The 18,913-nt window shown below is 45.9% G+C and carries 12 protein-coding genes; 4 read left to right on the top strand and 8 right to left on the bottom strand.

Annotation, left to right across the window (positions count from 1 at the left end; all coding sequences use genetic code 11):
- Positions 1 to 173: 173 nt before the first annotated feature.
- The 3 genes from katG to LS482_RS00650 form a co-directional block, all read right to left on the bottom strand.
- A complete protein-coding gene (gene katG, locus LS482_RS00660; protein ID WP_233029810.1) occupies positions 174 to 2,390 on the bottom strand; it encodes a catalase/peroxidase HPI in 2,217 nt (738 codons plus the stop codon).
- 385 nt (positions 2,391 to 2,775) lie between these two features.
- Positions 2,776 to 5,202 carry a phenylalanine--tRNA ligase subunit beta gene (pheT, locus tag LS482_RS00655; RefSeq protein ID WP_233029809.1) on the bottom strand — a complete coding sequence of 809 codons (2,427 nt, stop codon included), beginning with the start codon at positions 5,200 to 5,202 and terminating at the stop codon, positions 2,776 to 2,778.
- Positions 5,203 to 5,484: 282 nt separating this feature from the next.
- Complete coding sequence (locus tag LS482_RS00650; RefSeq protein WP_233029808.1) at positions 5,485 to 6,390, bottom strand: AEC family transporter; 906 nt, start codon at positions 6,388 to 6,390, stop codon at positions 5,485 to 5,487.
- A 572-nt stretch (positions 6,391 to 6,962) separates the two neighbouring features.
- Here LS482_RS00650 and LS482_RS00645 point away from each other — a divergent pair.
- Positions 6,963 to 8,738 carry a MutS-related protein gene (locus tag LS482_RS00645; RefSeq protein WP_233029807.1) on the top strand — a complete coding sequence of 592 codons (1,776 nt, stop codon included), beginning with the start codon at positions 6,963 to 6,965 and terminating at the stop codon, positions 8,736 to 8,738.
- Between the two features lie 3 nt (positions 8,739 to 8,741).
- On the opposite strand, the gene LS482_RS00640 is transcribed toward LS482_RS00645, so the two are convergent.
- On the bottom strand, positions 8,742 to 9,425 hold the full coding sequence (locus LS482_RS00640; RefSeq protein WP_233029806.1) for a DUF4412 domain-containing protein: 684 nt from the start codon (positions 9,423 to 9,425) through the stop codon (positions 8,742 to 8,744).
- 194 nt (positions 9,426 to 9,619) lie between these two features.
- Here LS482_RS00640 and LS482_RS00635 point away from each other — a divergent pair, with 194 nt between their 5' ends.
- From LS482_RS00635 to LS482_RS00625, 3 genes are all read left to right on the top strand, one after another.
- Positions 9,620 to 10,384: a hypothetical protein gene (locus LS482_RS00635; RefSeq protein ID WP_233029805.1), complete on the top strand. Its 765-nt coding sequence runs from the start codon at positions 9,620 to 9,622 to the stop codon at positions 10,382 to 10,384.
- A 5-nt stretch (positions 10,385 to 10,389) separates the two neighbouring features.
- Positions 10,390 to 10,812, top strand: a complete 423-nt coding sequence (locus LS482_RS00630) for a hypothetical protein (RefSeq protein ID WP_233029804.1) — start codon at positions 10,390 to 10,392, stop codon at positions 10,810 to 10,812.
- 391 nt (positions 10,813 to 11,203) lie between these two features.
- Complete coding sequence (locus tag LS482_RS00625; protein WP_233029803.1) at positions 11,204 to 11,467, top strand: hypothetical protein; 264 nt, start codon at positions 11,204 to 11,206, stop codon at positions 11,465 to 11,467.
- A gap of 479 nt (positions 11,468 to 11,946) precedes the next feature.
- Here the strand turns inward: LS482_RS00625 and LS482_RS00620 are convergent, their stop codons facing one another.
- From LS482_RS00620 to recG, 4 genes are all read right to left on the bottom strand, one after another.
- Positions 11,947 to 12,810: a universal stress protein gene (locus LS482_RS00620; RefSeq protein WP_233029802.1), complete on the bottom strand. Its 864-nt coding sequence runs from the start codon at positions 12,808 to 12,810 to the stop codon at positions 11,947 to 11,949.
- Positions 12,811 to 12,815: 5 nt separating this feature from the next.
- A complete protein-coding gene (locus LS482_RS00615; protein WP_233029801.1) occupies positions 12,816 to 14,444 on the bottom strand; it encodes a BCCT family transporter in 1,629 nt (542 codons plus the stop codon).
- Between the two features lie 20 nt (positions 14,445 to 14,464).
- Positions 14,465 to 15,631, bottom strand: coding sequence for a putative porin (locus tag LS482_RS00610; protein ID WP_233029800.1), 1,167 nt, complete (start codon positions 15,629 to 15,631; stop codon positions 14,465 to 14,467).
- Positions 15,632 to 16,684: 1,053 nt separating this feature from the next.
- Positions 16,685 to 18,790 carry an ATP-dependent DNA helicase RecG gene (recG, locus tag LS482_RS00605; protein ID WP_233029799.1) on the bottom strand — a complete coding sequence of 702 codons (2,106 nt, stop codon included), beginning with the start codon at positions 18,788 to 18,790 and terminating at the stop codon, positions 16,685 to 16,687.
- Between the last annotated feature and the right edge of the window lie 123 nt (positions 18,791 to 18,913).

The following is an 18,913-nucleotide window of genomic DNA, read 5'->3' as shown; positions in this document are numbered from 1 at the left end:
TGTATCAAAAGTACGGAAAATGAAGAAAACGGTCAAGTGAAATATTTGTAATGATCCGTAGCCCGATAGGGTACGGCAACCGGCATAAAAAAGGACGACCTGCAAACAGGCCGCCCTTCTTACCAATATAATATCCGTGGAATGCTCCGCTATGGCACAGAACATTAACGGAATCAGGTCAGATCGAAACGGTCGAGGTTCATCACCTTGGTCCACGCTGCTACGAAGTCTTTTACAAACTTTTCCTTAGCATCGGCACTTGCATAAACCTCGGCTATGGCGCGTAATACGGAATTTGATCCGAACACCAGATCGACGCGGGTTGCCGTCCATTTCAGGTCACCGGATTTATGGTCGTATCCTTCGTAAACACCATTGTCCGCTTTCTTCCATTCCGTAGCCATATCGAGAAGGTTTACAAAGAAATCATTGCTGAGCGTATCTTCCTTATCGGTAAACACCCCGTGTTTGGAACCGTCAAAGTTGGTGTCCAGCATACGCATTCCGCCTACAAGAACCGTTAGTTCGGGAGCGGTAAGGGTAAGCAATTGGGCTCTGTCAATGAGCATGTGCTCCGCTTTGGCCGTAGGCGCCCCTTTTTTTACGTAATTGCGGAAGCCGTCCGCAGCCGGTTCGAGATATTCGAAAGATTCCACGTCCGTTTGTGCGGCCGTAGCATCGTTACGTCCGGGGGCAAAGGGTACTTCTGCCTTTACACCGGCATTTTCAGCGGCTTTTTCAACCGCAGCCGAACCGGCCAATACGATCAGGTCGGCAAGGGAGACTTTTTTGCCGCCCTCCGCTTCAATGTTAAATTCGGCCTGTATTTTTTTCAGGGTCTTTAACACCTTGTCCAATTGCTCGGGCCGGTTGACTTCCCAATCCTTTTGCGGGGCCAGGGCTATACGGGCGCCGTTGGCACCGCCGCGTTTGTCGCCTCCGCGGAATGTAGAGGCCGAAGCCCAGGCGGTGGAAACCAGTTCGGAAACGGAAAGCCCCGAATCCAGGACTTTAGCTTTAAGTGCCGCCACATCTCCCGCATCGATAAGTTTAAAATCCACTTCGGGGATGGGGTCCTGCCAGATCAATGCTTCCTTGGGCACTTCCGGTCCGAGATAACGGCTTCGGGGGCCCATATCGCGGTGGGTCAGTTTAAACCAGGCGCGGGCAAAGGCATCGGCAAAAGCTTGCGGGTTTTCAAGGAATCTCCGGGAGATCTTTTCGTATTCCGGGTCAAAGCGCAGTGACAGGTCTGTGGTCAGCATGGTAGGTTTCTTATTGGAACCGCCGTGCGCATCGGGGATAATGTCGCCTGCATCCTTGGCAATCCATTGATAGGCACCGGCCGGTGACTTGGTCAGTTCCCATTCGTATTTAAACAGGTTCTCGAGGAAGAAGTTACTCCATTGTGCGGGGGTTTGTGTCCAGGTCACTTCGGGTCCGCCGCCAATGGTATCGCCTCCGTGACCGGTTCCGAAGTTGCTTTTCCAGCCCAGTCCCTGCTGTTCTATCGGTGCGGCTTCCGGTTCGGGACCTTTGTGCGATTCGGGAGCGGCTCCGTGGGTTTTGCCAAAGGTATGGCCCCCTGCAATAAGGGCTACGGTTTCTTCATCATTCATGGCCATCCGGCTAAAAGTTTCGCGGATATCGTGAGCCGCTTTTACCGGGTCGGGCTCGCCTTCCGGTCCTTCGGGGTTCACGTAAATAAGCCCCATATGGGTGGCCCCGAGGGGTTTGTCAAGATCGCGTTGATCAGCGTCGTGGTCGTAACGTTTATCGGTAGCCAGCCATTCGGTTTCGGAACCCCAGTTCACGTCGTTGTCCGGCTCCCAGACGTCTTCACGGCCGCCTGCAAAACCGAAGGTACGGAAGCCCATGGCTTCCAGGGCCACATTTCCGGTGAGGATCAGCAGATCGGCCCAGGAAATGGCTTTCCCGTATTTTTGTTTGATGGGCCATAACAGCCTGCGCGATTTGTCGATATTTACATTATCCGGCCAGGAGTTCAGCGGGGCAAAACGCTGCTGCCCGCGGCCACCGCCTCCACGGCCGTCACCTATACGGTAGGTACCGGCGGCGTGCCAGGCCATTCGTATGAACTGAGGACCGTAGTGACCAAAATCGGCCGGCCACCAATCCTGTGAATCAGTCATCAGCGCCAACAAATCTCTTTTCAACGCGTGGTAGTCTAATTTTTTAAATGCTTCGGCATAGTCAAAGTCTTCTTCCATCGGGTTGGACTTGTTTGAATGCTGACTGAGTAAATCTACCCTTAACTGATCGGGCCACCAATCCTGGTTGGTGGTACCGCCGCCTGAAGTTGCATTGTTGCTCTTCAGGTCACCGTTGTGATAAGGACATTTGCCCATGTCATTTGAATTGCTTTCCATGTTTATTTGTTTTTATTGTATTATACGTAAGTTCTTGTCATTAAAATTAATAAAAATTCAGCCCTTACTCAATTCTTTAAATAAAATAATACAATCGTAATATAAATTTTGATTATGGTAATTTTTAAAAACATCGTCAAAAACTATATTTTGCATGACATCAGGATAATGTACCTGTCACTTTTTAATCCGGCAGGGGGGAAGTGCATTAATTTTCGGATTTTTATGCCCCGGGAGTGTAAAAAGTCTTAAACGGGCATTACTTTAAAAGGGGCAGAAGGGAAAAAGGAGGTTCCGGGTTCGGTACGGATGGGGATAAAAAAAGCAGACAAACGGGCGGAAAATGCCGTTGTCTGCTCTTAACTTTTGTCTTTGGTTATGCGTATTATCGCAATTCTGCCTGTAACTGGGTCTCGAAAGCCCGGCGGAACTTATCCATGATCTTGTCTACCTGCTTATCGGTAAGGGTCTTGTTTTCGTCCCGGAACGTAAAACTAACGGCATACGATTTCTTGCCTTCCGGTAGCTTGTCGCCCTCATAAACATCGAACAGGTTGATGTTTTTCAGGAGGTTTTGTTCGGTTTGACGTGCCGTGGTGTAGATATCGCTAAACTGTACCGAGCTGTCCAGTAACAGCGCAAAATCCCTTCGTACTTCCGGGAACTTGGGGATTTCCCTGTATTTCATCCCCGTGGTTTGAATGTGTTCCAGGATATTGTCCCAATAGAAGTCGGCATAAAGCACCTCCTGTTTTATGTCAAAAGCTTTCAGGATATCGGTCCGGATCACACCGATGTCTACCAGTTTTACTTTGTTGAGATTGAAGGTGATCCCTTCGGAATAAATATCGTTCTTTACCGGGCTGTATTTTATTTCGCCGAACCCGAGACGTTCCAGCACTCCCGAAACTATGCCCTTGGCGTAAAAAAAGTTGTTTTTTTCACGGGGAAGGCTCCAGTTCTCTTCGGTCTTGTTCCCCGTAAGGAACAGAGCCAGGTGCTTGTTCTCCGCCCTTTCTTCACCGAATTGATGATAGGATTTGCCAAACTCGAAAAGTTTGAGGTCCGCGCGTTTCCTGTTGCTGTTGTAAGCAATGGCTTCCAGTCCGGAGAACAACAATGTTCTTCGCATAATGGACAGGTCGTTGCTCAACGGGTTGAGCATGGTTACGTTGTTCTCGTCCTTTATTTTGGCAGACAGTTCGTTGTATTTGGGCGAGGTGAGCGAGTTGGCCATGATCTCGAAAAATCCCTGGGCTACGAGCTGGTCGGCCACCTTGTTCTGTACCTTGTAATCTTCGTACCGGGACGAATTGGAGACGGATGCGTTCAGCTTTTCCCCGAATTGTACATTGTTATAGCCGTATACTCTGAGTATTTCTTCAATGACGTCTGCCTCCCGCTGTACATCCACACGATAGGAGGGGATGGTGAGGCCCATACCGGCCTCGGAGATATTATTAACCTTGATCTCCAGGGAACTGAGAATGGATTTTATCACATCTTCGCGAAGGTTTTGCCCGATGAGCTTATTGATCTTTTCATAGTGCAGAAATACCTGGAAATCCTCAAACTTCCTGGGGTACATGTCCATAATGTCACTGGTAATTTCACCGCCGGCCACTTCCTGTATGAGGAGCGTTGCCCGTTGCAGGGCATATTCCACGCCGTTGATGTCTATCCCCCTTTCAAAGCGAAAAGAAGCATCGGTGCTGAGGCCGTGCCTTTTGGCCGATTTTCGGACGGACACCGGATTGAAATAGGCGCTTTCGAGGAAAATACTCGTCGTACTTTCGGTGACACCGGAATGAAGTCCCCCGAAAACCCCGGCGATACACAATGGTTTGTCGGCATCACAGATCATCAGGTCCTCTTCGTGGAGTTCCCTTTCCACCTCGTCGAGTGTAACGAACGTTGTTCCCGGCTCTGCTGTTTTTACAACAATCTTGTTCCCTGAAATTTTTGTCGCGTCAAAAGCGTGTAGTGGCTGGCCCAGTTCGTGCAATACGTAATTGGTGGCATCCACGACATTGTTCTTCGGTGTGATCCCTATGGCTTTTAGCCTGTTCTGCAGCCATTGGGGCGATTCCATTACCCTGAGGCCGGAAATGGTTACGCCCGCATATCTCGGGGCCCGTTCCTTGTCCTGTACGTCCACATCAATGCGAAGCGTTCTGTTGTCTACCCTGAAGTTACTTACGGAAGGGGTGATCATTTCCAGGTTTATATCCTGTTGCATGAGCCCTGCCCGCAAATCCCTGGCCACACCAAAGTGGCTCATGGCATCGGCCCGGTTGGGGGTAAGCCCGATTTCGAATACCGTATCGTCTTCCACCTCGAATATTTCACAGCACGGGGTTCCGGGCTTAAGGTCCTCGTTCAGGACCATGATACCATCATGGCTTTGACCGAGACCCAGTTCGTCCTCGGCACAGATCATACCGTAGGATTCTTCTCCGCGGATCTTGCCTTTTTTTATTTTCCAGGGTTTTCCTTTTTCATCATATAAAGTCGTGCCTATGGTAGCTACGGGCACCTTTTGTCCGGCAGCCACGTTGGGAGCGCCGCACACTATCTGTACCGGCTCGCCGTCTCCCAGGTCAACCCGGGTAAGTTTTAACCGGTCGGCGTTGGGGTGCTGTTCGCAGGATATAACGTGACCCACCACAATGCCTTTCAGTCCACCTTTAACTGACTGAAATAATTCGATTCCCTCTATTTCCAGGCCGAGATCCGTTAATAATTCTGCGGTCTTTTCCGCTTCCCAATCCAGTTTAATGAACTGTTTGAGCCAGTTGTAGGATATTTTCATCTATCTTGAAATTTGTAGCTTACAGGTTTTGCAATAGGTATGAACGGGGTATTCATCTGCACTTTTTCCTTTTATACAGAAGCGCAAAGATAATAGTTATGAACTTCCTATAAAAGCAGAGACGGGGATTTCAGTTTTTTTCGGACGCCGACATACTCCGGTGCGGGATACACCCCCCTGTATCCCCCCTCAAGGGGGGATTTATTTCTTTTAAAGAGTTTCACAACTCCCCCCCCCCAGGGGGGTGTCCTCCCCTTAAGACAAAGCAACCTGATTAACCGATTAACCAATAACCGGGAGCACGAGCGACCAGAGAAAAGTCGTAAAGAAAGAGACCAGGATACCGATGCCGAGGATCTTATTGGCCAGGGGAGGGTTCAGGTTGTGGTCTATGGCTATGATAGCTCCCGTGACCATGGGCGCCATAGCGGCTTCGAATACGCTTACCTGGGCCGTGAGCCCTTTTAAGGAAAAGAACAGGCAGCCTGCAAACAGTAATAACGGAATCAGGACGAGTTTGTAAGACAGGGCAAAAACAATCAGTCCCCGGTCGGTCTTCCAGTCTTTCAGCGGAAGTTGCATGCCTACCGAAAAAAGGGCCAGGGGCACCAGCGTCACGGCCAGGGCATCCAGTACGGGCCGAACGGGATCAAACGATATGAACGGGGGCAGGACGAATGCCAGGATAAACGCAATAAAGGGCGGAAAGGTAAAAATTTTCCGCAGGGTGGTACGCGGGTGAAAGGTACCGCCGTTGGATGCCTTTACCGCTGTAAAAATGGCCAGGGTTGAGATAATAATAAAAGTAACCTGGTCGTAAAACACGGCTATGGGCAGGCCTTTATCGCCGAAATAAGCCTGTGTAAGCGGAAACCCGAGGAAAGACGTATTTCCCAGCCCCGCAGTGAGGAGCAATACCGCCTTGTTCTGTTTGCTCAGCCGGTAAAAACGATCGAGTATGCGTATGCACAAATACGCCCCGATCCATACCAGAAAAGGCATCAGCAACGGCAGGAGCAGTTTTCCCGTCCATTCCATCTGCGGAAGGTATTTAAGAGCAACCGCAGGGAGGGCAATGTTGATCAGCCAGGCATTGACTGCCTTGAAACTGTCTTCTGGCAATGCCTTGTAACGTTTTACCAGGATTCCGGAAAGGATGCAGACAGCGATAAGAATAAAATTGGTCATATCCGGCAGGTTGTGTTTATTGGTTTCAGTTGAGGGACTTAAATCCCTGTAATTTATTGCAGCACTTCGACAGGCCCGGTATATCACACTTTAGTAATGTTAAAAATGATGGCCCGGCTATCAGTTATCCGGTTACTTAAACATCGCATATTAATTCAACAACTCATCAACCTAATAACCCAATAACCTAATACCCCAATAACTAAAGAACAAAGTCGCCCGGCAAAGATAGGAGGTATGACAGAAATAACCGAAGAAGAGGTTCCGGGAATATTCTTTATACAGACAGTTTGTGTGGTATATAGTTGGTGAAGTTTATGTATTTTAGCTTCCCGTACATGACATAAGATTTCAGACGTAAGATTACAGGATGTATGACACAGGATTTTGAAAATGTAAATAAGCCTGTTGTCTGTTGCCCGTTGCCCGTTGCCTGTTTTGGTCCCTGAGGCGAAGGGCCGGTTGCCCGTTTGAAAACAATTATAAAAACTGGTAACTGGCAACTCGTAACCGGAATCAGTCCTGCGTCTTTAAATCTTAAATCTAAAATCTAACATCTCATATCCATTTCCATGAATTCACCTTTATCGGTTTATCAGAATTATATCAAACGCTACCGGGACGAACTGAACAAGGTAAACAAACGGCTTTTTGTGTTCAGTATGTCCCGGCTGGCCGTGTTTTTTACAGTTGTATTTCTTACGTATTGGTTTTTCGGCAACATTAAATTGACGATCGGGTTTATCCTGGCCGGGATCGCGGTCTTTTTGTTCCTGATATCCCGGCATGCCGATCTCAGGCAGCAGAAGAGAAAGCTGCGCGAATTGATCCTGCTCAACGAAACCGAAATACAGGTGTTGCACCGTAATTTTGACCATCTTCCCGACGGGAGGGAATTTAAGGATGCGTCACATGCTTTTAGCCAGGATGTCGATCTGTTCGGCAACCGTTCCTTTTTCCAGTACCTGAACAGGACGGCGCTGGCAGCGGGGAAGCAGGAACTGGCAAGGCTTTTGACATCCAATGATATTACGGAAATTCCCCGGAAGCAGGAAGTTGTAAAAGAACTGGCGGAAAAAGTGGAATTCCGGCAGGAGTTTACGGCCATCGCCCGGCTCATTGACACAAAAACATCCCCGGCAGCCATATTGAACTGGCTTGGTGGGTATAACCGGTTTGTTCCGTCATATATGAAATGGCTGCCACTGTTGTTCTCCGCAATATCGGTTATTCTTGCGGGACTGTATTTCCTCGGTTTTATTTCGGGTTATGTTATTTCGGGTTACTTCCTGTCGGGCCTGGTGATTACCGGGAGTCAATTAAAAAAGGTGAGCAGGCTTTCCATACATGTGGGTAAGGTACAGGATACCTTTTATCAATACCATCGGCTGCTCGCATTGATAGAGCGGGAGGTGTTTTCTTCGCCCCGGCTGAAAGACCGGCAGGACAAAACAGGGCATTCGTCGCAAAACGCTTCGGATATACTCCGGAAATTCGCCAGAACCATCGATGCCCTGGACCAGCGGAACAATATGATCTTCGGGATACTGGGAAATGGTTTCCTGCTGTGGGACCTGATGCAATGTTATAAACTGGAGCAATGGATCGATAATTACGGGAATAGGGTGAGTGACTGGTTTGGTGTTATTCACTTTACGGATGCTTACAATGCACTGGGGAATTTTGCCTTTAACCATCCCGCTTACGTTTTTCCCGAAATTGTTCAGGGCAAAAATGTTTTAAGGACCACCCGGGCCGTCCATCCGCTGATCGATCCTGAAGAAGCGGTAAAAAACGATTATACCATTCAAAAAGAGGAGTTTTTTATCATTACCGGGGCGAATATGGCCGGAAAAAGTACATTTTTACGAACCGTTTCCCTTCAGATCATCATGGCCAACACGGGTTTGCCGGTTTGTGCGGAAACCTGTGAATACGCGCCCGTTAAACTCATTACCAGTATGCGTACGGCAGATTCCCTCGCAGATGAAGCCTCGTATTTTTATGCGGAACTGAGCCGGTTGAAGTTTATAGTAGACGAGACCGGGAAGGACAATTATTTCATAGTACTCGACGAAATCCTGAAAGGGACCAACAGTACGGATAAAGCCATCGGTTCGCGGAAATTTATAGAGAAACTTGTGGCTTTACAGGCTACCGGGATCATCGCCACGCACGATTTGAGCCTGTGCGAAGTGGCCGATAAGATCCCCCGGGTGAAAAACCACTATTTTGATGCCGAGATCATCGATGACGAATTGTATTTTGACTATACGTTCAAAGACGGGATATGCCGAAATATGAATGCTTCTTTCCTGCTCCGGAAAATGGAAATAGTGGACGCCTGAACATTACATACCCTGGCTCATCTGGCTTAACTGTTTGTAAGGGACTTCGGTATAGCCTTCAGGGATATCATAATTGAATACCGAGGTCTTTACACCGCCTTCCTCGATATCCGTAGCCTTAAAGATGAGACTGGCCTGCGGGGTCTGTATGTGATATTCCAGCGGTAACCCGTCAATACCTTTCATGTTAATGTTTCCCAATCCGTCTATCGACACGGGCTTTATGGCATCGGTATAGTACACGTCCAGTTGCGTGCCTTTCTTGGTGGTGGCGATCACTTTTTTGCAGGTATAGCCCAGAATATTTTTGGTCTCAGCTGTCGGTTCCACGTTTTCAACTTCAAAATCCTTGTTCTTTTTAATCATGTCGTCGTAGTCGGAGGGTGTTACCTTCGCCGCCATTTTTTGTCCCAAAACGTCCATAAGGACCAGTCCTGTCCTGTTTTCTGCATTGATCAGGCTTTTCATGTTCACACTTACGCCCATGGTATTCATGGTCATATTGGTTTTGGCCTCTTTTTCCGAAATATGGAATACGAGATCCGCTTCCATGGTAACGTCACCGGCCTGTGTATCCTGGGCGTTGGTGGTCATTTTATAGGTGATGGTACCGTTGTCAAAAGTCTTTTGGGCAAATGCGGCAGATATCCCGAGGACAAACGCTGCAATAAAGAATAACTGTTTCAAGGTATTAACTGTATTTACGTGGTTATAAAGTGTAAATATACGATTCGGAACGGTATTACCGGTAATAAAGGAAGGAATATTCTTCGGATTTTTAGTGGCCTCAGTTGAAGTCAAACCTGTGCACTTTAGTGCATCTCGCTTTAGCTTCTAAAAAGGTATAGTTAAAGTTATTAAGTTACTTAGTTATTGGGTTATTGAGTTTATGCGAAAATGAGGGAACTACAGTTGTTCCGAATACGAGTTACTATCTGAGTGCAGAAGGTATATTCTTTTTAAAGAAAAGACTTGGTTCTCTTACTCCGAAACAGTCTCAATGGATTGACGATAATGTAGATGGTTGGGTCTATAAATTATATTACTTTTTAGATGCCAATGAATTTAGTGAAGAATTTAAAAAATATGTAAAAAAGGTGATTGATGCCTTAATGACTGAACAGGCCTTAGTAAGTATTTCTCCTCTGATAAAATATCCTAAAGGGAGTGATTATGCTACTCGTTATCCGAAACTAACGGAATATCTTAAAAATCAGCTTCCGAAGGTTGCAAATATCTCTAGAATTGTCTATGCTATAAATCATTTTACTAAATTACCCATTTCTGAAATAAAAAGAGACCTGCAATGGGGTAGTGGACCTACTTTAGTAATAATGCAATTGGATAATTATCGTGAAACAAGTTCTCCAGATACGGCTGGGTTGTTTGACAAAAATAATCCGGACAATATTTATTTGGATGTAGATTTTGTTGAACAACTGGAAAACAAAACAACAGACCAGATGAAAGAGGATGCTCTTTTATTTTTTCTGGGCTCGACGATATTGCACGAATATGTTCATTATGGGGATTATTACAATGGTTTTGAATATCCAGGAGAAGAAGGCATACAATTTGAATATGCTGTTTATGGTCGAAATATTGAACCTGAAAAGGCGTATGAAATTTTAATGAACAAAAAATAAGGATCATGGAAAAACGAATGATTATATTACTATTTACGCTTGTTACATCATTATCCTGTATGTCTCAGGAATATAGTTGTTTAGAGAAACAAGACAAAAAAGACATTATAAAAACTATTCTTTTGCAAAAAAATGTATATGCGTATTTACACCTGGAATTGGATGAACGAAAACCTATTGAATTAATTGCTAATCCATTTCTAGATGGATTAGATTCACTTGCAGTAGAAAACACATATATAAAACTAGTAGATTCTTTAAATACGAATAAAGCTAAAATTAATTTAAAATTGGATATTATATCATGTGAAACGAAAACAGTTTCTTTTTCTTTCTCCAGTCCCATAGAAGGGGCTTTGGTCACAGGAAATTTAAAGAAAGAAAAATCTGTTTGGAAAATAGAGATTTTGGAAGATATAGAATTCTAAGTATTATTTGAAGTGGTTTAAACTTTCTCTAAATGATATAGAAAGTTATAACTGGACATAAGTTAAAAATTGTTTATAATCGACCTTAATTGTAGAATCTATAGCTAATTTATTTGTTGAAAATGGAATAGCCATTTGCTCTGTGTTAAAATATATACTGAGATAGTTATTGTTTTTATGTTAAAAATAGGGGTCAGTTGGTACGATCGTAAAGCCACACTAAAAGAGTGTACAGAGTCCTTTATTATCTTTTTGGAAAGATTAAAAAAACCTGATCCAAGATTTAACCAACGGTACGAAGGGGCTAACAGCCGAAAACTTGCCCTGCAAAAAAAGGTGGTTTGGGAGTATGAATATATAAAAAGAAAATTTTGTAAGAAATGTAAGGACAGTGACTATCCTGAATTTGCGTTTGATATTGGCTTTTGGAATGGGGCAGAAAACTGACCCAGAGTCTCTTAGTATCAGTGCATCTTTGGGAAGTGCCGAACCCAAAAATTGGAATAATAACTGTATTCTTTCTTTACCTTACAAAGGAGAAATATATGAATATTATCGGATAAAAGAAAATAGAGACAGGCTTAAGGAATTATTTGTTGATCATTGGAATCCTGAAATGGTAATGGATGATCAAAACAACTGGATTGCTTTATAAAAGTTAATAATCAACCAGGTCCAGAAACGGACTTGGCTTTCTTAAAACTATGATTATCATATGCATTCAAACAGGTCAATAAGGATAGGGATACTAAGCCTATTATTAACCATTTTAACATTCTTACTTTTATCTTATTTCGGGAAAAACAATGAGAGTTTTACTTTAATGCTTATTTTAGGTTTATTAGCTTTGTTTACTGCTATATTGTCATTAGCTGGATTAATATATGCTATAATTAGTTTTAGGGAAAAAAGGTTTTTCAAAAGTCTTTTAGGAATTTTTCTAAACCTGTTTTTTGGTATCGTGATAAGTTTAATAATATTGCTAAATGTATCGGATATAATAAAATATTTTTTATGATTATTGTCATGCTTGGATTGTAGTCTTATCCATTTTTTAGGTAAGACTACAATCCTACATTAGCTAAAAATTGCTTGTCGTATGACTAAAAAGGGATTAGACTTAAAGTCTAACGCCTATTTGCATACCCATAACGGAAAATGGAGGTCTTCGCTGAACAGTTCTTCGGTAACGCTTCCCACGAGCAGGGATGAGAACGTATTTCCCCCCTTATCGGAAACAAAGAACAGGTCTGTTTTCTCTTTTTTCCCGTGTTCGATAAGGTTCTCGGTAATGCTCGAAGTCCGTCCCGGTATGATCTCCAGCGGAATATTTTCTGCCCCCCCGGGGATTTTTTTCATGAATTTCCGGCCTTTTTCATTGGTGTGTTTTTCTACGGTAGGCACCAGGGTTTCCTTGGGCAGGTAAGGCGCAAACTGTAACGGGACATTATAGATATGTATCGCTTTTATTTGTGCCGAAGTGGCTTTCCCGACCTCCCGGGCCATGACAAAACTGCGTTTGGAAGCATTTGAAAAGTCGGTTCCTATCCATATGTTTTTCACCTTTGGTGCAGAATTTTTCGGTAGGGTCAGGATATGGCAACGGAGCATTCGCAGGAGTTTACCGCTTACCACCCCGGTACCTTTTACCCGGTTTTTATTGCCTACCAGCGTGAGGTGAATGCCATACTTGTTCACGATATAGGCAATCAGCGATTCGGTGTAGGTGTCATTGGATATGAGTACCTCCCATTCCGTTTTGCTTTTGAAGAGGGCGGTCACTTTTTCGTTCAGTTCTTCCCCGATACTTTCTTCGATATTAACATCGCCGAGTTCATCTTCAAACAGGTCACTGATCTCATATTTTTTGATGTTATGTACAAAGTAGACCTTTTCCGCTTTCAGGGTATCGGCCAGAAAAGCAGCGTAAGTAATAAGGGTTTCGTCAATTTCCGAAAGGTCCAGGGCAACGAGTATGTTTTTTATATCGGTAGTCATGATGTTTATGGGTTTTTATCTTTGTTTTCCTTTGGTCTTCTTTTTTGCAGGATATTGGAAACGATATCCTTGTAATTGTCAAGGTCTTTTTGCTCTTCGCGTCGTCGTAGTTTACGGTGATCTTCGTTGAGTCCCTTGTAGAGGGAATAGCACATCACAAGCAGGATAATGGCAAACGGCAGCCCTGAAACGATAACTGCAGTCTGGAGTGCCTTGAGTCCTCCGCCTATCAGCAGCACGGCGGCGACCGCTCCCTCCATGACGGCCCAGAAGATTCGCTGCGCCACGGGGGCATCTATTTTCCCGCCGGAGGTGATACTGTCCACCACAAGCGATCCGGAGTCGGATGATGTGATAAAAAAGCCCGCTACCAGTATGATGGCAATGATATTCAATACCATGGGTAAGGGGAAATCCTCCAAGAAGACAAACATGGCAATGGCTTCGTCTATCTTGACCTCGTTCACTACGGCCATGTTACCGGCAAGGGCATCCTGTATGGCGGTACTGCCGAAGGCATTGATCCAGAAAAAGGTAACCAGCGCAGGGACGATCAGCACCCCGAGAATAAATTCGCGTACGGTCCTACCTTTGGATATCCGGGCAATAAATATACCTACGAACGGGGCCCAGGCGATCCACCAGCCCCAGTAAAAAATGGTCCAGGTGTTCTGCCAGTGCGTACCGGTATAGGTTTCCGTCCATGTGGCTACTTCCAGGAAGTTGTAAAAATAGCTTCCCGTATTTTGAACAAAAGATTGGAAAATGTATATGGTAGGCCCCAGTATAACAACCAGGAGGAGGAGCAATACCGCAATACGCATGTTCCATTCACTGAGAAATTTTACACCCTTATCGACTCCGAGCACCACGGAAATGGTGGCCACAAGAGTAACTCCGGCGATGAGCAGCATTTGTGTGGTAATTCCCCCGGGGATGTCAAAAACATGATTAAGGCCTCCGGCTATCTGTCTTACTCCGAGCCCCAGGGAAGTGGCCAGTCCGAATATCGTAGCCAGTACCGCTATGACATCGATGATATCGCCCAGTATGCCATAGACCTTGTCACCGAGAAAAGGATAGAATACGGACCGGATGGTAAGCGGCAGTCCTCTCGAATAGGTAAAGTAAGCCAGGGCAAGGCCTACCAGTGCGTAGATCCCCCAGGCATGAAACCCCCAGTGCAAAAAAGTGAAGTTCATGGCTTCCTGTGCCGCCGCCACGGTTTTTCCGGTGGCGGTAGGAGGCGAAGTGAAATGGGAAATAGGTTCCGAAATGCTCCAGAACAGCAGTCCTATACCCATTCCGGCGCTGAACAGCATGGCAAACCAGGACATGGTCTTAAACTCGGGCTTGGCATTTTGCCCGCCTATCCGGAGCCTTCCGAACTTGCTGAAAGCCATATAGATCATGAAAAAGAGAAAAATATTAACAACCAGCACAAAAAACCAGCCGCCGTTATTGGCTACAAAATTCTGGATGCGTTTAAAATATTCTCCCGCACTGTCCTTATAAATGAGGGTCAGTGTAATACTGATGATCATAATGATCGCGGAGGAAAAAAATACCGGGCCGTTGATCTCGAGCCCAAAAATGGATTTTTTTTCATCACTTCGAACTACTTTTTTTGCCATAATTATAGTGTTTTCCCTGGTTAAAAATAATATCCTATGTTGATGTTAAAACGCGCTTCCCATTTGGCATCAGGAATACCCTGTGCAAAATCGTCGATAAAATTACCGCCCAGCCAGGAATGGTTTTTCCCTGCGGCAAGATCGATATAGGTGTATAAGTGTCCTGCCGCTACACCTATTCCGGTAACGTTCATATAACTGTCGGCAAAATCGTGTGCTGTTTTTTGGATGTACCCGAAATCATTGTAGAACTGAAGGGATTCCACGGGCCCCCACGATACGGGGACGGTATAGGCCACGGCGAGTGAAGCGAGGTTAGCCTTTGCAGCCACGAGGTAAGGCGAACCGTAGGCGGCCATTGCGAACATATCCGAACGTTCTGTCTCCGGGTTTTCCGGGGACTTGGTGTAATGCAGGATCTCGGATTTGAGGTTGAATGCCTTGTAGTCCAGTTCGTAAAAAAGCCCGTAACCGTAATGGTGACCGATTTCTTCCGTGTCCAGGTTATATAATCCCCCGTACTGCGCATAACCGCCGAACTGCTGCTTGAATTGCCTGCGTTGCCATTTGTAATTCAGCTTGATATTGAACTGGTTCGTTTCCTTGTTCCTGTAATCCGGTTCGCCGTCACCGTCGACGTCCATAGACGCAACGTCGTAGGAATACCTGCTGAACGAAACATCCGTAGCACCTCCGAAGGCTATACTTTCCGAATTCTTAAAAAAGGCGATCTGGTAATTGAGTCCTTCGTCCTTCCGGTGAATGAACTTGACACCGATATCGTGATCGTCTTCCAGGCCGATGTAATAACCGATATTAAAAAACCAGTTGTGCGAGTTGTATTGCTGTATCCCGAAAGGAACCTGGGTGAGTCCCACCTGGATTTCGTCCTTTTCATTAAAACGGTAGGCCAGCCATCCCTGTTTTAGTACACCTCCGCCGAATTCTTCGGAATACAGGCGATATTCGGCGTCGAGAGTGACCCCTTTGAGGGAGGCTTTTGCATTGATACGGAACATGTCGTACATAAAGTCCCCGCCCTGTTTTTTCTGTTCCTTTTTCCAGGAGGAATAGATATAGTTAAAACGGAGCGCCCCGCCGAATTTAACAACGGGCTTGTCCTGGGAAATCCCGTAAACGGGAAGAAAAACGATGAGTGGAAGTAATTTTTTTAAACGTATAATCATGTTTTTTATTGGTCTCGGTTTGCGGTTTAAAACCTTTGCTCCCGATAGCTATCGGGATAATCGGGATTATTGCAGCAACTTCAGTTTGTATAAAGTTTAGCCACGAATACACGGACTTACCAGTAGTCATTTATACAAATATTCGTGTATCCCTGGCCAAACAGACTTTCAGCCTGCAATAAACCTATGGACCTTATGCCCATAGAGGTTTAGTTAGTTCCCTGTACCGGCAGGAAAAAATAACGCCCTGGTTTGATTACCGTATATGCCCCGGACGACCGGATACAGTTTTTTTATATGGAATTCTGCCGAAGCAGGAACTCCGGGAGCTCCCTGCTTTCATAAAGTATCGGCCCGGGGTAGTAGCTTCCGCCTTACTTTACATGTTGGGGAAGCTAAAATCTAAATATACGATTTTTTTTAAAAACCGTGAGGAATAGTTGTCGAACTCCGGGGCAAAAGTATTAAAAAAAGATTTGTGTAAACGACGATTTTACGAAGTTGAAGCCATACGTCACTGTGAGGGATAACATTTGGACAACCATATAAATCGATAATGACACCCTCTGTAGCTCCGGGAATTAACATTTCGGCAAGCGCATCAATTGGCAATGACGTTAAGATAATCGTCACCGCGAGCCCTTCGATAAACTCAGGACAGGCTGTAGCGCGGCGGTCTCCTGGCAGGTTATGCGCATGCCACCGGAGGTATGTTGCCGGCTTCCAGAGATTGCCACCCTTCGGCTTTAGTTTATCCTTAGCCAGGTCGAAGGGTTCAGGGCTGGATTTACCTCCCTTCGTCGGTTCCTCGGAATGACGTGTACTTGTTAGGGTTTTAAGAACTGAGAGACAATACCCTCCCAACTCCAAAACTCCGGGACTCCCCAACTCCAAAACTCCCCAACTCCAAAACTCCCCAACTCCAAAACTCCCCAACTCCAAAACTCCCCAACTCCAAAACTCCCCAACTCCAAAACTCCCCAACTCACAAACCAAAAAAGTCTCCCGGGGCGGTACTTGCCTGAGAAAACCACTATACCGTATTTATTGCGGTTAACTGATATAATTCCATATGTTCTTGTCCTTGCTGAGCTGTGTATACGTATATCGTATGATCCTGTTTTCTTCCGAAGAAAGGGAAGGGTCGTTTTTTAATAACTGAAGGGCGTAGTAACGGGCGGCTTTCAGGATTTGATTGTCCTTGACAATATCGGCTATTTTCAGATGGAGTATACCGCTTTGCTGGGTGCCCATAATATCTCCCGGTCCGCGGAGTTTCAGGTCAACTTCGGCAATTTCAAAACCGTCGTTGGTACGGGTCATGGTTTCCAGGCGTGTTTTGGAGTCGGCAGAGAGTTTGTGCCCGGTCATCAGGATACAATAGCTCTGTTCCGCACCGCGTCCCACCCTGCCGCGTAGCTGGTGTAGCTGCGACAGCCCGAACCTTTCGGCGCTTTCGATGATCATTACGGATGCATTGGGTACATTAACACCCACTTCGATCACTGTGGTAGCCACCATGATCTGGGTTTCTCCCCGTACAAAGCGCTCCATTTCGTAGTCCTTGTCGGCCGGTTTCATCTTGCCGTGAACTACGGATACCTGGTACTCGGGTTTCGGGAACTCCCTTTCTATGCTGGCATAGCCATCCATGAGATCCTTATAATCCATTTTTTCGGATTCCTGTATGAGCGGGTATACAATGTAGACCTGTCTTCCTTTGCCGATTTCGTCTTTCAGAAACCGGAAAACCCTGAGGCGGTTACTGTCGTAGCGGTGCACGGTCTTTACGGGTTTTCGTCCCGGCGGTAATTCGTCAATTACCGAAATGTCCAGGTCGCCGTAGAGGCTCATGGCCAGTGTACGGGGAATAGGGGTGGCGGTCATGACCAGGATGTGTGGCGGAGTGGAATTCTTATGCCATAATTTTGCCCGTTGTGCTACCCCGAAACGGTGTTGTTCGTCGATCACGGCCAGCCCGAGATTGTGAAATTTCACCTTGTCTTCCAATACGGCGTGGGTACCTACAAGGATATTCAGTTCGCCGCTTTGGAGTTGCTCGTGGATTTCATTTCGTATTGAAGTTTTAGTAGAGCCTGTGAGCAGTTTTATGGTTATTCCCAGGTCGTTAACCAACTCTTCAATACCGTTGTAATGCTGAGTCGCCAGGATTTCGGTGGGGGCCACGATACAGGCCTGGAAACCGTTGTCTATGGCAAGCAGCATGGCCATCAGGGCTACAATGGTCTTTCCGGACCCCACATCACCCTGGAGCAGGCGGTTCATTTGTGCTCCTGTGCCGAGATCGTGCCTGATTTCCCGGATCACCCTTTTTTGTGCCCCGGTAAGGGAAAAAGGGAGATGATCGTTATAAAAACTGAGGAACTGGTCGCCTACCTGGTCAAAGACGTAGCCCCTGATCTTCTGTTTGCGTATACGGTTCTTTATGAGCAGTTGTAACTGTATGTAAAAAAGTTCTTCGAATTTCAGCCGGTACTGTGCCCTGGCCAGCAATTCCTGGCTTTTGGGGAAATGGATATTGAAAAGGGCCGCAGGCTTTGAGATAAGGCTCAGTTCACCAAGGAGGGAAGGGGACAGGGTTTCCATGAACTTTCCCCCGGTCTCCGTAAAAAGCTGTTGCATCAGTTTGTTGATAACCTTGTTGGTGATCCCTTTGTTGCTGAGTTTTTCTGTTGAGGGATATACGGGTTGCATCGCCGTTCGCAGGCTGCGTTCGTGATCGGTAAGAAGTTCCATTTCCGGGTGTGGCATCGAAAAGTGATGCCCGATGCGGTTACAGCGCCCGAAAATGACGTAGGGTACATTGAGCTTAATACTTTCCCGTATCCATTTGTGCCCGCGGAACCACACCAGTTCCATTTCACCCGTACCATCCGTAAAAGTGGCCACAAGCCGTTTTCCCCGTTTTTGTTCTACCGTTTTAAGGTGTACGACCTTACCCACAACCTGTACCTCGGAAGAATTTTCCTGTAACTCATTTATCTTGTAATAGCGCGTACGGTCAATATACCGGTTGGGGAACAAATTGATAAGGTCCTGGTAGGTGTGTATCCCCAATTCTTTTCGGAGCAGGTCGGCACGGTTAGGGCCCACACCTTTGAGGTAATCGATGGGAGTCTGTAACAGCTTAGGATTCATAAAGGCGAAGATAATTAATAAACCTTAAATTGAATACAGCCGGTAAATCGTTAATTCTGCTTAAAATATTTCCGGATTGATGGTGAATATGTAATTTAGGACGCAGCTTATGAAATTCCGCAT

Source organism: Sinomicrobium kalidii, assembly GCF_021183825.1.
Classification (GTDB): Bacteria; Bacteroidota; Bacteroidia; order Flavobacteriales; family Flavobacteriaceae; genus Sinomicrobium; species Sinomicrobium kalidii.
This window is presented reverse-complemented; position numbering and strand designations above follow the sequence as displayed.

Bases quoted from the DNA above. Each gene is read 5' to 3' on its own strand.
- LS482_RS00645 (WP_233029807.1), top strand. From the start codon at position 6,963: ATGAATTCACCTTTATCGGTTTATCAGAATTATATCAAACGCTACCGG.
- LS482_RS00610 (WP_233029800.1), bottom strand. From the start codon at position 15,631: ATGATTATACGTTTAAAAAAATTACTTCCACTCATCGTTTTTCTTCCC.
- recG (WP_233029799.1), bottom strand. From the start codon at position 18,790: ATGAATCCTAAGCTGTTACAGACTCCCATCGATTACCTCAAAGGTGTG.
- pheT (WP_233029809.1), bottom strand. From the start codon at position 5,202: ATGAAAATATCCTACAACTGGCTCAAACAGTTCATTAAACTGGATTGG.
- LS482_RS00650 (WP_233029808.1), bottom strand. From the start codon at position 6,390: ATGACCAATTTTATTCTTATCGCTGTCTGCATCCTTTCCGGAATCCTG.
- LS482_RS00630 (WP_233029804.1), top strand. From the start codon at position 10,390: ATGGAAAAACGAATGATTATATTACTATTTACGCTTGTTACATCATTA.
- katG (WP_233029810.1), bottom strand. From the start codon at position 2,390: ATGGAAAGCAATTCAAATGACATGGGCAAATGTCCTTATCACAACGGT.
- LS482_RS00615 (WP_233029801.1), bottom strand. From the start codon at position 14,444: ATGGCAAAAAAAGTAGTTCGAAGTGATGAAAAAAAATCCATTTTTGGG.
- LS482_RS00620 (WP_233029802.1), bottom strand. From the start codon at position 12,810: ATGACTACCGATATAAAAAACATACTCGTTGCCCTGGACCTTTCGGAA.